Source organism: Planomonospora parontospora, from assembly GCA_014647935.1.
GTDB lineage: Bacteria > Actinomycetota > Actinomycetes > Streptosporangiales > Streptosporangiaceae > Planomonospora > Planomonospora parontospora.
In genome coordinates this window covers 35,310-48,555 of record BMQD01000027.1, presented here as the reverse complement: position 1 = coordinate 48,555, position 13,246 = coordinate 35,310, and the positions used below count along the sequence as shown (strand labels likewise).

Annotated in this window: 13 protein-coding genes; 5 read left to right on the top strand and 8 right to left on the bottom strand. The window is 74.4% G+C overall.

Translation table 11 applies throughout. The features are described from left to right. Positions 1-17: 17 nt before the first annotated feature. From IEZ07_RS29930 to IEZ07_RS29915, 4 genes are all read right to left on the bottom strand, one after another. Entirely contained in the window at positions 18-1,709 is a 1,692-nt protein-coding gene (locus tag IEZ07_RS29930) for a penicillin-binding transpeptidase domain-containing protein (RefSeq protein ID WP_191897850.1), read from the bottom strand. A gap of 352 nt (positions 1,710-2,061) precedes the next feature. Continuing rightward, a complete protein-coding gene (locus IEZ07_RS29925) occupies positions 2,062-3,261 on the bottom strand; it encodes an acetyl-CoA C-acetyltransferase (RefSeq protein WP_191897849.1) in 1,200 nt (399 codons plus the stop codon). Between the two features lie 10 nt (positions 3,262-3,271). Then, positions 3,272-3,889 carry a TetR/AcrR family transcriptional regulator gene (locus IEZ07_RS29920; RefSeq protein WP_191897848.1) on the bottom strand — a complete coding sequence of 206 codons (618 nt, stop codon included), beginning with the start codon at positions 3,887-3,889 and terminating at the stop codon, positions 3,272-3,274. A gap of 14 nt (positions 3,890-3,903) precedes the next feature. Further along, positions 3,904-4,740 (bottom strand): SDR family oxidoreductase, encoded by an 837-nt coding sequence (locus IEZ07_RS29915; protein ID WP_191897847.1) that lies wholly within the window; start codon positions 4,738-4,740, stop codon positions 3,904-3,906. Between the two features lie 82 nt (positions 4,741-4,822). On the opposite strand from IEZ07_RS29915, the gene IEZ07_RS29910 reads away from it, so the two are divergent. The 5 genes from IEZ07_RS29910 to IEZ07_RS29890 all read left to right on the top strand — a co-directional run bounded on the left by IEZ07_RS29910 (position 4,823) and on the right by IEZ07_RS29890 (position 9,482). Continuing rightward, positions 4,823-5,788, top strand: a complete 966-nt coding sequence (locus tag IEZ07_RS29910; protein ID WP_191897846.1) for an enoyl-CoA hydratase — start codon at positions 4,823-4,825, stop codon at positions 5,786-5,788. After that, entirely contained in the window at positions 5,778-6,905 is a 1,128-nt protein-coding gene (locus tag IEZ07_RS29905) for an acyl-CoA dehydrogenase family protein (RefSeq protein ID WP_191897845.1), read from the top strand. The genes IEZ07_RS29910 and IEZ07_RS29905 overlap by 11 nt, the downstream gene beginning before the upstream one ends. Next, on the top strand, positions 6,902-8,029 hold the full coding sequence (locus IEZ07_RS29900; RefSeq protein ID WP_191897844.1) for an acyl-CoA dehydrogenase family protein: 1,128 nt from the start codon (positions 6,902-6,904) through the stop codon (positions 8,027-8,029). The genes IEZ07_RS29905 and IEZ07_RS29900 overlap by 4 nt, the downstream gene beginning before the upstream one ends. Positions 8,030-8,425: 396 nt before the next feature. After that, a complete protein-coding gene (locus IEZ07_RS29895) occupies positions 8,426-8,854 on the top strand; it encodes an SSI family serine proteinase inhibitor (RefSeq protein WP_191897843.1) in 429 nt (142 codons plus the stop codon). Between the two features lie 184 nt (positions 8,855-9,038). Next, the gene (locus IEZ07_RS29890) at positions 9,039-9,482 is read left to right on the top strand and encodes a hypothetical protein (protein WP_191897842.1); all 444 of its coding nucleotides are present in this window, start codon (positions 9,039-9,041) and stop codon (positions 9,480-9,482) included. Positions 9,483-9,543: 61 nt separating this feature from the next. Here the strand turns inward: IEZ07_RS29890 and IEZ07_RS29885 are convergent, their stop codons facing one another. The 4 genes from IEZ07_RS29885 to IEZ07_RS29870 all read right to left on the bottom strand — a co-directional run bounded on the left by IEZ07_RS29885 (position 9,544) and on the right by IEZ07_RS29870 (position 13,184). After that, a complete protein-coding gene (locus IEZ07_RS29885) occupies positions 9,544-10,617 on the bottom strand; it encodes an NAD(P)H-dependent flavin oxidoreductase (RefSeq protein ID WP_239320955.1) in 1,074 nt (357 codons plus the stop codon). Then, positions 10,617-11,369 carry a CoA-transferase subunit beta gene (locus IEZ07_RS29880; protein WP_191897841.1) on the bottom strand — a complete coding sequence of 251 codons (753 nt, stop codon included), beginning with the start codon at positions 11,367-11,369 and terminating at the stop codon, positions 10,617-10,619. The genes IEZ07_RS29885 and IEZ07_RS29880 overlap by 1 nt, the downstream gene beginning before the upstream one ends. Next, complete coding sequence (locus tag IEZ07_RS29875) at positions 11,366-12,325, bottom strand: CoA transferase subunit A (RefSeq protein WP_191897867.1); 960 nt, start codon at positions 12,323-12,325, stop codon at positions 11,366-11,368. Before IEZ07_RS29875 ends, IEZ07_RS29880 begins: the two co-directional genes overlap by 4 nt. Positions 12,326-12,431: 106 nt before the next feature. Then, positions 12,432-13,184, bottom strand: coding sequence for an enoyl-CoA hydratase family protein (locus IEZ07_RS29870; protein WP_191897840.1), 753 nt, complete (start codon positions 13,182-13,184; stop codon positions 12,432-12,434). Positions 13,185-13,246: the final 62 nt, after the last annotated feature.

Here is a 13,246-nt window from a genome sequence, read left to right as displayed (position 1 = left end):
AACGGGTTCCAGGCGATTCAGAGGGCCTGGAGGAAACGGGCGGCGACCGGGGCCGCCACGGCGGCGCCGCTCCCGCCGTTCCGGACGAGCACCGCGAAGGCCAGGTCGCCCCGGTAGCCGATGAACCAGGCGTGGGAGGGCACGCCGGTGACCTCCGCAGTGCCCGTCTTGCCCGCCGTGCCCGGGGGCAGCCCCGCCCGGGCGGCCGTGCCCCGGGTGACCGCGGCGTCCATCATCGCCCGCAGGCCGGCCGCCACACCCTCGTCCAGCGGCACCGGGGCGGGAGCGTCGGCGGGCGGCTGCTCGGTGGTGATCGCGGGCCTCCAGGTGCCGCTCGCGACCGCGGCGGCGACCTCGGCCATGCACAGCGGGCTGGCCAGCACCGAGTGCTGGCCGATGGCGTCGGCCCCGAGGTCGTCCGCGGTGACGGCGTCCCGGATGCGGCAGGTGCTCGCGCCCGGCTTCTCCCGGAAGCCGAACCGGTCGGCGGCCTCGGCGCGGAGCCCGCCGCCGCGGAGCCGCTCGTGGGCCTGCTGGGCGAAGGTGGTGTTGCAGGAGAGCGCGAAGGCCGTGGCCAGGGACACGGTGCCGTGGTCGGCGCCGCCGTCGTTGTCGAAGTGCCGGCCGTTGGGGAGGGTGTAGCCCCCCGGGCACGGGACCGGGGAGTCCGGGGTCAGGCCGGTGCGCAGCAGCGCGGCGGCGGTCACCGTCTTGAACGTCGAGCCCGGCGGGTAGAGGCCCGCGAACGCCCCCTTGGCGCCCAGCGTGTCCGCCACCGCGCGCACCTGGCCGGTCGGCACGTCCACGGCCACGATCGCGGCGGGCTGCCCGACGCCGTCCAGGGCGCGGGCGGCGGCGGCCTGCACGGCCCGGGAGATCGTGGTCCGCGTGCCCGGCACCTCGGGGGCGCGGGCGGCCAGCAGCACCCGGCCCGAGGGCTCCTCCACCAGTTCCACGTCGACCGCCGTGCCGTCCAGCCCGGTGTAGTGGTCGCCCGCCCTGCTGTCGCGGGGGAACGGCAGGCCCTCGCGGGTGAGCGTGGCGGGCCGGGGCACCGGGGTCTCCCTGCGGCGCAGGGTCCCGCCGCCGGCGAGCGCGGGGTGCAGGGTCTCCGGCGACCAGAGCACCTTCCAGGAGCCGTCCCGCCGCGCCAGGCGCAGGACCGACGAGAACTCCCACCGGCCCAGCCCCGCGACCTCCCGCGCCCCGGAGAAAGGGACCTCGGCGGTGTCCCCGCCGCCGGACGGGGCGCCGGGGGTCAGGGAGACCGACGTGACCCGCAGCTCGGCGCTGAACCTGCGGTGCCGCTCGGCGAAGTCGGAGGGCGGGTCGGCGACCAGGCCCGCCATGGCGGTCAGGTCACCGGCTCGCCAGGCGTCGAAGTACCTCGCCGCGACCGGTCCGGGCCCGTCCGGCGGCGCGGGTGCGGGCGTCGGGGGCGCGGACACCGCAGGGGCGGGTGTCGGGGGCGCGGGTGCCGGAGGCGTGGCAGGCGCGGGTGTGAACACGGCGGACGGGGCGGGCTCGGAGTCCGGGACCGGCGAGAGCTCCATGACCCGGGTGCGGGCCGGGCCCGGGCGGGACCGCTCGGCTGCGCCCACGCCGTCACCGGCGTCCCCGGCGTCCGCTCCGGCCACCAGCGAGTAGAGCCCGAACAGGACGATCGCGATCGCCACGGCGATCAACGCGAGGAACCGCCGGTCCCGCATCGCGTCCATGTTCCCCGTGCCCCGTTCCCCGTTGACATGCGCCGAGGAGAAGATCGTAGGACGGCGGGTGATCAGAGACCATGATTTTCCCTTATTATTCCGCTTTTCATATGCGATAGGCGGTCATTTCAGGTCCGGTGAACTCACACGGCGCGCCCGAGTCCTTCCCCGATGCAGGTGCACAAGGAGCGCAGCGCGGGAGACCGGCCTGGCGATGCTGCCTTACGCGCTCGGGTCGATCACGCGCTCGGCGTCGTCCTGTCGCCTCCGCGGTGCTCTACGGCGCGGCGGCGCTGGTGATGCCCGCCCTTCCGAAGACCGCGACCGGGCCCGCCGACCGGTGAATCCGTGGTCACAGACGTTCGATGACGGTGACGTTGGCCTGGCCGCCGCCCTCGCACATGGTCTGCAGGCCGTACCGGCCGCCGGTGCGCTCCAGCTCGTGCAGGAGCGTCGTCATCAGCCGGGCGCCGGTGGCCCCGAGCGGATGCCCGAGCGCGATCGCGCCGCCGTTCGGGTTGACCCGCGCCGGGTCGGCGCCCGTCTCCTTCAGCCAGGCCAGCACGACCGGGGCGAACGCCTCGTTGATCTCCACCACGTCGACGTCGCCGATCGCCATGCCCGCCTTCCCCAGCGCGTGCGCCGTGGCGGGGATCGGCGCCGAGAGCATCCGGATCGGGTCCTCACCGCGCGCGGAGAGGTGGTGGACGCGGGCGCGGGGGCGCAGGCCGTGGACGCGCACCGCCTCCTCGGAGGCGATCAGCAGGGCCGCGGCGCCGTCGGAGATCTGCGAGGCCAGCGCCGCGGTCAGCCGGCCGCCCTGCACCAGGGGCCGCAGCCCGGCCATCCTCTCGGGCGAGGTGTCGCGGCGCGGCCCCTCGTCGTGCTCGACGCCCTCCAGCGGCGCGGTCTCCCGGGTGAACCGCCCCGTGTCGATCGCCCGGACCGCCCGCCGGTGCGACTCGCAGGCGAAGGCCTCCATCTCCTCGCGGGAGACGCCCCAGTGCTCGGCGATCATCTCGGCGCCGCGGAACTGGGAGACCTCCTGCTCGCCGTACCGGGCCCGCCAGCCCTTCGAGCCGGTGAAGGGCGTTTCGAAGCCGAGCGCCTGCCCGGCGGTCATCGCGTAGCCGATGGGGATCTGCGACATGCTCTGCACGCCGCCGGCGACCACCAGGTCGGCGGTGCCGGAGAGCACGGCCTGCGCGGCGAAGTGCACCGCCTGCTGCGAGGAGCCGCACTGCCGGTCGACCGTGACGCCGGGCACCTCCTCCGGCAGGCCGGCCGCCAGCCAGCAGGTGCGGGCGACGTCCCCGGCCTGCGGGCCGACCGTGTCCACGCACCCGAGGACCACGTCCTCCACCGCGGCCGGGTCGACCCCGGAGCGCTCCATCAGCGCGGTCAGCACGTGCGCGCCCAGGTCGGCGGGGTGCACCCCGGACAGGCCGCCGCCGCGCCGCCCCACCGGGGTGCGGACCGCTTCGACGATGTAGGCCTCCGCCGTCCGGGAGGCCGCTCGGGGTGCCGTTCGGGGGGGCGTCCGGCTGTCCACGGTGAACTCCTCAGGTCTCCAGGATCCCTTCCAGGACCATCACGATGTACTGCCGGGCGATCTCGTCCGCGCTCAGCGGGCCGTCGCTCCGGTACCAGCTCGCGGCCACCCAGACGGTGTCGCGGATGAAGCGGTAGATCAGGCCGGTGTCGAGGTCGGCGCGGAACTCCCCGTCGAGGACGCCCCGGTCCAGCACCGAGAGCCACATCTCGCGGAAGCGCCGCATGGAGTCGAGCAGGTAGGAGAAGCGCGGGCTCGCCGCCAGGTGCCTGGACTCGTTCTGGTAGATCATGACCGCCGGGCGGTACAGGTCGATCATCCGGAACGACTCGGCGACCAGCTGGTGGAAGGTCTCCCGCGCACCGAGCCCCGCGGCGGTGATGCGGTCGTAGGACGCCCACATATCGGTCAGGAACGTCGAGAGGATCTCGTCGACCATCGACTCCTTGGAGTCGAAGTGGTAGTAGAGGCTGCCGCCGAGTATGCCCGCCGCGTCCGCCACCTCGCGGACCGTGGTGGCGGCGTAACCCCGTGACGCGAACACCTCCGCGGCCGTGGCGAGCAGCTCGGCCCGCCGCCCGGCGCGGGCGGTGGCGGTGCTCTCGGAGTCTCGGCGTCGTGGGCTCATGGGAGACGGACCTCTCAGGGGTGCTGGCTGGAGACGGAGACGACCTCTCCGGTCAGGTAGGAGGAGTAGTCGCTCGCGAGGAAGACGATAACGTTGGCGACCTCCCAGGGCTCCGCCGCGCGCCCGAGCGCCTCTTTGGCGGTGAGCTCGGCCAGCAGCTCCTCGGTGGTCACCTTGACCAGGTTCGCGTGCATGGCCAGCGAGGGCGCCACCGCGTTGACCCGCACGCCGTACGGCGCGGCCTCGACGGCCGCGCACCTGGTCAGCGCCATGACCCCGGCCTTGGCCGCCGCGTAGTGGGCCTGACCCTCCTGCGCCCGCCAGCCGGCCACCGAGGCGTTGTTCACGACCACGCCGCGGCCCCGCGGCTGCATCAGCGCCAGCGCGGCCCGGGTGCAGCGCATGGTCCCGGTCAGCGTCACGTCGAGCACCCGGCTCCACTGCTCGTCGGTCATCTCGACGAGCCTGGCCGTGCCGCCGAGCCCGGCGTTGTTGACCAGCACGTCCACCGGACCCAGGCGCTCCTCGGCGGCCGCGAACAGGGCGCGCACCTGCGTCTCGGAGGTCACGTCACACGGCACGGCGGTCACCGCCCCGGCCCCGAACTCCTCCTCCAGCGCGGCCAGGGTCGCGGCCAGCCGCCGCTCGTGGGCGTCGCTCACCGCCACCCGGGCGCCCTCCTCCAGCAGGCGGCGGGCGCAGGCGCCGCCGATGCCGGTGCCCGCGGCGGCGGTCACCACCGCGACCCGGCCGCGCAGCAGGCCGTGCCCCGGGACGTACGGCGGCGCCCCGGGAGACTTCGGGGGCTCCGGGGAGGCCGGGCGTCCCGGCGGTGTCGGTGACGGCTTCACTGCCGCGGCCCCCTCTCCTCGTCGGGCTTCACGTGATTTACTCTACCAAACAGTTGTTAGAAAGAATGAGAGGGTACCCCCGATGACCGTGGTCCGCTACGAGCGGCGCGGACCCGTGGCGGTGGTCACCATGAACCGCCCGGAGTACCGCAACGCGCAGAACTCCGCGATGACCTACGCCCTCGACGAGGCCTTCTACCGGGCCGCCGCCGACGACGAGGTCAGGGTGGTCGTGCTGGCCGGGGAGGGCCCCCACTTCTCCGCCGGGCACGACATCGGCAGCCCCGGCCGCGACGCGCACGTCTCCTTCGGGCGCAGGGCCGGCCTGTGGTGGGACCACGTCGGCAAGGAGGGCGCCGAGAGCCGCTTCGCCCGGGAGTCCGAGGTCTACCTCGGCATGTGCCGCCGCTGGCGGGAGCTCCCCAAGCCGATGATCGCGATGGTGCAGGGCGCGTGCGTCGCGGGCGGGCTCATGCTCGCCTGGGTCTGCGATCTGATCGTCGCCTCCGACGACGCGTTCTTCGCCGACCCGGTGGTGCGCATGGGCATCCCCGGCGTGGAGTACTTCGCCCATCCCTGGGCGATGCCGCCGCGCGTCGCCAGGGAGCTCCTCTACACCGGAGACCGCATGACGGCCGGGCGGGCCTACGAGGTGGGCATGGTCAACCGGGTCGTGCCCCGCGAGCGGCTGGCGGAGGAGGTCTTCGCGCTGGCCGGGCGGATCGCGGCCATGCCGCGTCTGGGCCTGGCTCTGGCCAAGAAGGCCGTCAACCAGGCCGAGGACCTGCAGGGCATGCACGCCGGGATGGACTCGGTCTTCGGCCTGCACCACCTCGCCCACGCGCACAACGCCGAGACCTCGGCCGACGCCCTGGCCGGCATGGATCCCGCAAGCATGAAGGCCGCCGCCTCCGGCGGCTCCGGCTCCGGCGGCTCCGGCTCCGGTTCCGGTGGCGCGGATCCGGCCGCCGGCGGGTCCGCGACCGCTCAACCGGCCGCCGGTGAGGCCGGCCCCGCACGCGCGGAGGCGGCTCCCGATGGACCTTGACCTGTCGTCCGCCGAGCCGTTCCGCGCCGAGGCGCGCGACTGGCTCCGCACCCACGTGCCCGCCGTACCCCTGCCCTCGCTGGAGACCGCGGAGGGCTTCGCAGCGCACCGCGCCTGGGAGCGCGAGCTGTACGACGCGCGCCTGTCGGTCGTCTCCTGGCCCGCCCGGTACGGCGGGCGGGACGCGAGCCCGCTGGAGTGGCTGGTCTTCGAGGAGGAGTACCACGCCGCGGGGGCGCCCGGCCGGGTCGGCCAGAACGGCGTCAGCCTGCTCGCCCCGACGCTCTTCGCGCACGGCACCCCCGAGCAGCTGGAGCGGATCCTGCCGCCGATGGCCTCCGGCGAGGTCGTCTGGGCCCAGGCCTGGTCCGAGCCGGAGGCGGGCAGCGACCTGGCCTCGTTGCGCGCCACCGCGACCCGGGTGGACGGCGGATGGCGGCTGAACGGCCAGAAGACGTGGAGCTCGCGCGCGGCCTTCGCCGACCGGGGTTTCGGCCCGTTCCGCTCCGATTCGCAGGCCGAGCGGCACCGGGGCCTGACCTACCTGATGTTCTCCCTGGACGCCGAGGGCCTCACCCGCCGCCCGATCGGCCGCCTGGACGGCAGGCCCGCCTTCGCCGAGCTCTTCTTCGACGACGTGTTCGTACCGGACGCCGACGTGGTCGGCGCACCGGGCGACGGCTGGCGGGTGGCGATGTCCACCACCGGCGACGAGCGCGGGCTCACCCTGCGCAGTCCCGGCCGGTTCACGGCCGCCGCCGACCGGCTGGTCGCGCTCTGGCGCGAGCGCGCCGACCCCGCCGACGGCGCGCTGCTCGACCGGGTGGCCGACGCCTGGATCCGGGCCCGCGCCTACCGGTTGAAGGGTTTCGAGACCGTCTCCCGCACCGACGGCGCCGGGGCCGAGTCGAGCGTCAACAAGGTCTTCTGGTCGGAGCTGGACCTGGCGCTGCACGAGACCGCGCTCGACCTGCTGGGCCCCGACGGCGAGCTGGCGGGCGAGTGGCTGGAGGGCTACGTCTTCTCCCTGGCCGGTCCGATCTACGCCGGGACCAACGAGATCCAGCGCAACGTCATCGCCGAGCGTGTGCTCGGCCTGCCCAGGGGGCCGCGGTGAAGTTCGTCCTCGACGCCGGACAGCGGTTGTTCGGCGAGACCCTGCACAGGCTGCTGGCCGGGGCGGACACCCCGGCCGTGATCCGCGCCCGCGCCTGCGGGGACCCGGAACCCTGCCGGGCCCTGTGGCGCTCGCTCGCCGAGGCCGGGGTCCTGGCACCGGCGGTGCCCGAGGCGGCGGGCGGGGCGGGGCCGCTCCCGGTGGAACTGGTGACCGCCTTCCACGAGCTGGGGCGGCACGCCGCACCCGGGCCGCTGGCCGAGACCGCCGCCGCCGCCGAACTCCTGGTACGGCTCGGCGGCTCCTCCGGCGACGGACCCGGTGGAGGGCCTCCCACCGGTCGCTCCCCGGACGGCGGCCCCTCGACCGGCGGGCCCGGTGACGAGCCCGGTGGCGGGCCCGGCGGTGACGGGCTCACGGCGGAGTGGCTGCCGCGCATCGCGGAGGGCACGGCCGCCGTCTCGCTCGTCCTGCCGCCGGCCGTGCCGTACGCGCTGGACGCCGACCTCGCCGACGCGGTCTGGGTGGTGGACGGCGACCGGCTCTGCGAGGCCGTCCCGGGGGCGGCGCGGTCCTCACTGGACCCCGCCCGGCGGCTCTCCCCTGTCGCAGCGGGCACCGTGCTGGCCTCCGGTCCGGCTGTGCGCGCGGCGGCGGAGGCCGCCTGCGACCTGGGCACGTTGGCCTGCACGGCCCAGCTGGTCGGGCTGGGCCGCCGCCTGCTGGAGGCCACCGTGGAGTACGCCCTGGCCCGGCACCAGTTCGGGCAGCCGATCGGGGCCTTCCAGGCGGTCAAGCACCGCCTGGCCGACACCTTGGTGGGCCTGGAGTACGCCCGCCCGCTGGTGTACGGCGCGGCGCTGGCCTACGGCTCGCCGGACTTCCCGCGCGACGTGTCGGCCGCGAAGGCGGCGGCTTCGGAGGCCGCCTACGCGGCGGCCCGGACCGCCCTGCAGGTGCACGGCGCGATCGGCTACACCGACGAGTACGACCTCGGCCTCTGGATCCGCCGGGCCCGCGCCCTGCACACCGCCTGGGGCTCCCCCGCCCTCCACCGCGCCCGTGTCGTCGCCGCGCTGACGGGATCTCGGTCCCCGGTGCCGCCCATGCCGTCACCGCGCTGACGGAATGTGACCCATATCACTTTCGTGGAAAAACGCATCAAAGAAAGTCCACCGCAGAAATCAGTCGCTTCGGATTACCACATTCACATGGAAGCGCGACCTGGGCCGCGGCGCCGTGGACGGGCATGGCCGCGCGCGACCACCGTGCCCGGCGACCGGTTACGCCGACCGCCGAGGAAGCGCTTTCTGATTGAAATATCAATCAGCTGTCCGGATGAGGACACGAGTTGGTTTGCCCCGTAGATATTCCCGTCCTAACATCTCATCACGAAAGGATCCCCTGCCTACCGGCAGCGGATTTCCAATCCTTCCCTCCGAAGGATGGGCGGTGATTAACCCCTTCGCCGCCCGCCGTACCGGAAACCGCAACCGCGGTACAACCAGATGGAGGCATCGATGAGCACCAGCCGGTTCACCGGCGGTCGTGCGGCGCGGCTCGCGCTGGCCGCCGCCGCGGCCCTGGCACCGCTGCTGTGGACGCCACCCGCCGGCGCCGCCCCCTCCGGGCCGAGCGCTCCGGGCGGGTCGTACATCCTGACCGTGCAGCCCGAGCTCGGATCATCCCCGGTCAGAGCGGTGACGCTGACGTGCGGCCCCGACGGCGGCACGCACGCCTACGCCGCGACGGCCTGCGACCAGCTCCGCCGCGCCGCCGGCCGGGTGGAGCGCATCCCCGAGGACCCCGGCATGTGCACGCGGGAGCACGCCCCCGTCCGCGTCACCGCCACCGGCACCTGGAACGGCCGGCACCGGCACTTCGCGCAGACCTATTCGAACCACTGCACGGCAGTGCGCGCCACCGGCGGATCCCTCTTCGCCTTCTGAGCCGCGGTTATCCGCCTTCCGGCCACCGCCGCCCGAGGAGAACGGCGGCGCCCGCCGGAGTTCACGACGTCCGCGCTCGGGCTCATGCCCGCGCGCGGACGGCGCACGCCTTCCGCTGCCATTCTCGACATAGATCGATAAATGTCAGCGGTAAAATAGACGCGATATTCGGAAGGAAGCCTTCATGATGAGGAAAATGTTCTTCGCGGCGGTGCTGGCAATGGCGACGGCCGGTTCCACGACGGTCTGGGCCGAGGCCCCGGCGCCGTCCGCGACCGGCTCCGCGCGGATCGCCTTCCAGAAGTCGGGCGGGTTCGCCGGGATCGACCAGGCGATCACGATCACCCGGGACGGTGCGGCCCGGGTCCGCGGCGCCGCGAGGATCGCGGAGTTCCGGTTGACCGACGGTGAGTTCCGCTCCCTGCGCCGCGAGCTCGACGCGGTCTCGACGTGGCGCTCCTCCTCGGCGGGCTGCGACATCGCCGACCACTTCACCTACACGCTGAGCCACCGCGGCCGGCAGGCCACCCGCTGCCACGAGGTGCCCGCCGACTGGCGGCCCGCGGTCGTCCGCCTGGAGGGCCTGATCGACCGCGCCCTCGCGGACCGGGCGGCGCCGCGCGGCTGAGGCGGCCGCCAAGCGCGCGGCCGGACCCGTCCGGGGCTCACCGGCCGCGCGGCCGGACCGGTCACGAACTCGGGGGCGGTGGACGCAGTCCCGGCGGGTCCCGCAGGACGCCGGCGGCGCGGGTGACGACGGCGTCGATCAGCTCCTCACAGGAGGGCAGGTCGTCGAGGAGGGCCACCACCTGGCCGGAGGCCATCACCCCGAGGTCGGGGCGGCCGTCGACCATGGCCGCCCTGAGCAGCATGGGCGTGTTGGCCGCCATCAGCACCTGGGACCAGGTCAGATCCCTGCCGTGCTTCATGGCCAGGCCGTCGCGGATCATCTCCGGCCAGGACATGCCGGAGAGCTTCCGGAAGCGGGCGGCGTTGCGCACCGCGCGGGCCAGGCCGGTCAGCCGACCCGCGCCCTCCAGTCCGTCCACCAGCGGCGTGCGCAGCACCCGGTGCGGCACCCCGTCCACCTGGCGGGTGACCACGGTCTCCGACGCGGCCAGGTAGAGCCGTTTGACCGCGTCCGGGACCGGGCTGTCGGAGGTGAGCAGGAACCGGGTGCCCATGGCCACGCCCGCCGCGCCGTACGCCAGGGCGGCGGCCAGGCCCCGGCCGTCGAAGAAGCCCCCGGCGGCGATCACCGGGATGCCGACGGCGTCGACGATCTGGGGCAGCAGCAGCGTGGTGGCGACCGGCCCGGTGTGGCCGCCGCCCTCGCCGCCCTGGACGAGCACCGCGTCGGCGCCCCACGCGACGACCTTCTCCGCGTGGCGGCGCGCCCCGACGGACGGGATCACCACGACGCCCGCGTCCTTCAGCCGGGCGATCAGCTCCGGGCGGGGGGCCAGCGCGAAGGAGGCGACCCTCACCCCGTGCCTGATCAGCAGATCGACGCGGTCGCCCGCGTCGGAGGCGTCGGCGCGCAGGTTCACCCCGAAGGGCGCGTCGGTGCGCGAGCGGACCTCCTCGACGGCGGCGGCGAGCCGGTCGAGCGTCATGGTGGCCGAAGCGAGGATGCCGAGCCCGCCGGCGTTCGCCGTCGCCGAGACCAGCCTCGGTCCCGCCACCCAGCCCATGCCGGTCTGCACGACCGGGTGACGGACGCCGGTCAGGCGGGTGAGCGGCGTGTCCAGCACCTGGTCGATCACGCCCGGACCTCCCGGTCCCGCAGTCCCCGGGGGTCGAGCACCTCGCGGATCAGCCGCAGCTCCTCTTCCACCGGCCACCGGGTCTGCGGCACCTCGCCGTCGATCACCAGGTCGAAGCCGGTGGCCGCGACGACCTGCCCGACCTCCACTCCGGGGTGGACCGAGGCCAGCCGCATCGCCCCGTCCGGCGTGCCGAAGTCGAACACGCCCAGGTCGGTCACGACCCGGCGCAGGTCGTGGAAACGGGAGGCGCGCGCGCCCAGCTCCGCCGCGCGGTCGGAGCCGACCCCGCTGACCACGTCCGCCTTCGGCACGAACACCCGGGTGGAGTGGCGGGGGATCCAGTAACTGACCGGGTTGCAGAGCGTGTTGCCGGGGGCGCCGCGCACGCCGAGCAGCTGCGAGACCGGCCGGGTCCAGTCGCCGATCGCCGAGATGTTGGTGTTGCCGTACCGGTCGATCTGGGAGGCGCCCATCATCACGTGCCGCCGTCCGTTCTGCACCAGCCACAGGTGGTCGCGGAACGGCAGCCAGCCCTCCGCGGGGCCCGCGGGCGCACCGACCGGCACCGGCTCGGCGGTGAGCAGCGCGCCGCCGTCGGTGGTCAGCAGACCGGGTTCGAAGGTGAGCCGGGCCAGCCGGGCCCCCAGGACCGAGCAGGTGCCCATCGCCGCCGCCAGGATCTCGCCGTCGCCACGCCAGGCCTCGGCGCAGGCCGTCACGCAGACCTCCGCACGGCTCGCGCTCATCCGGCCCGCTCCTCGTGCCAGCGCCGCACCGCGTCGCGGTAGGCGGTCTCGTCCCCGGACAGGAACCGGTCGGCGAAGGCCGCCCATGCCTCCGGGTCCGCGGCCGAGGCCGCGTAGTGCCGCTGGAAGGCCTCGTCGCGGTCGTGGTCCCCGCACTCGGTGAAGTGGGCGCCGGCCGGGGCCTCGACCACGCCGGCCACGTGCATCCGGCTGACCAGCAGCGTCTGCGGCGGGCCGGCCAGCCCGCCCGGGTCCACCAGCCGCTCGCAGCTCAGATAGGTGCGGGCGGCGGCCTTGGCGAACAGGTCGTCCAGGTAGGGGTCGGGGCCGAGGTACCGGCCGTTGCCGCGGGTGTCGGCCCGCTCGAGGTGGATCAGCGCCGCGTCCAGCGTCAGCGCCGGCACCGCGACCAGTTCCTCTCCCTCCTCCTCAGCGCTCCCTTCTGCGCTCCCCTCTGTGTTCTCCTCTGTGTTCTCCTCCGCGTCCTCTCCCGCGTCCTTCCCCGCGCCCCGTCCGGCGCCGCCGTACGGCCTCCCCGCGGCGTCGTACGGCGAGCGGACCGTGCGCAGCCCCGGGTTGACCCGCATGACGTCCGAGCCGAGCCCGGCGCGGATCGGCAGGAACGGCAGCCGGTGCGCCGCGGCGAGCAGGCCGAACATGAACATGCCCTCGTCGTACTCGGTGAGCCCGACCGCCCCGCTCTGCCGGGCGGCCCGGAAGTGCGGTTCCAGGGGGATCGAGTCGAGCGTCACGAAGGGGGCGACCACCCGGCGGACCTTCCCCGCCGCGCACAGCAGGCCCACGTCGGGCCCGCCGCACGACACGATCGTCAGATCCTTCAGGGCGGACCCGCAGACCGCGCGGACCAGGGCCATCGGCTTGCGCCGCGAGCCCCAGCCGCCGATGCCGACCGTCATGCCGCTCTCCAGCGAGGCGACGACCTCCTCGGCCGTCATCACCTTGCTCACCGGCCCGCTCACCGCTCCTCCCCCGCCGCGTGGACGGCCCCGTCCCCCCGTCGGCCGTCCCGCCCGCCGCACCGGGCCCACTCCCGGCGGCTCGTCATCCCCGCGCCCTCTCGGCGACGAAGGCGTCGCGGTGCCGGTCGCCGGCGCCCATCAGGTTGAGCTCGAAGGTGAAGCCCTGCTCGAAGCGGTAGCTGCGGTTGACGTCGACCGGGTCGATGCCGTTCAGCGACTCCTTGGCCCGCCGGATCACGTAGGGATCCTTGGCGGCGATCTGCGCGGCGACCTTGAAGGCGGTCTCGCGGAGCCGGTCGGCGGGCGCGACCGCCAGCACCGAGCCGAACGCGTGCAGCTCGGCCGCCGTGACGTTCCGGCAGGTGTAGACCATCGCGCGCATCAGGTGCTGGGGGACGAGGCGGGCCAGGTGGGTGGCGGCTCCGAGCGCGCCCCGCTCCACCTCGGGTAGACCGAAGTAGGCGTCCTCGGCGGCGACCACGATGTCGGCGTTGCCCGCCAGGCCGACGCCTCCGCCCAGGCAGAACCCGTGCACGGCCGCGATGACCGGCACCTCGCACCCGTAGACGGCCGCGAACGCCGCATGGCAGCCGCGGTTGGCGCCCACCAGCGCCTCGAACCCGGAGGCGGCCTGCATCTCCTTGATGTCCACCCCGGCGTTGAACCCCCGGCCCTCCGCGCGGAGCACCACGACACGGCTCCCGGCGTCGCTCCCGGCCTCCCGCACGGCCTCCGCCAGCTCGAACCAGGCCTGCACCGGCAGGGCGTTGACCGGGGGGACGTCCACGACGATCTCGCGGACGCCGTCGCCGTGCTTCCTGGTGGAGATTCCCATAGGCTGCCTTTCCACCAAACATTTGTTAGAAATTAAGGTAGCAAAGGAACGGCGCGACCGCC

Bases quoted from the DNA above. Each gene is read 5' to 3' on its own strand.
- IEZ07_RS29930 (WP_191897850.1), bottom strand. From the start codon at position 1,709: ATGCGGGACCGGCGGTTCCTCGCGTTGATCGCCGTGGCGATCGCGATC.
- IEZ07_RS29920 (WP_191897848.1), bottom strand. From the start codon at position 3,889: ATGAGCCCACGACGCCGAGACTCCGAGAGCACCGCCACCGCCCGCGCC.
- IEZ07_RS29910 (WP_191897846.1), top strand. From the start codon at position 4,823: ATGACCGTGGTCCGCTACGAGCGGCGCGGACCCGTGGCGGTGGTCACC.
- IEZ07_RS29905 (WP_191897845.1), top strand. From the start codon at position 5,778: ATGGACCTTGACCTGTCGTCCGCCGAGCCGTTCCGCGCCGAGGCGCGC.
- IEZ07_RS29895 (WP_191897843.1), top strand. From the start codon at position 8,426: ATGAGCACCAGCCGGTTCACCGGCGGTCGTGCGGCGCGGCTCGCGCTG.
- IEZ07_RS29890 (WP_191897842.1), top strand. From the start codon at position 9,039: ATGATGAGGAAAATGTTCTTCGCGGCGGTGCTGGCAATGGCGACGGCC.
- IEZ07_RS29880 (WP_191897841.1), bottom strand. From the start codon at position 11,369: ATGAGCGCGAGCCGTGCGGAGGTCTGCGTGACGGCCTGCGCCGAGGCC.
- IEZ07_RS29875 (WP_191897867.1), bottom strand. From the start codon at position 12,325: ATGACGGCCGAGGAGGTCGTCGCCTCGCTGGAGAGCGGCATGACGGTC.
- IEZ07_RS29870 (WP_191897840.1), bottom strand. From the start codon at position 13,184: ATGGGAATCTCCACCAGGAAGCACGGCGACGGCGTCCGCGAGATCGTC.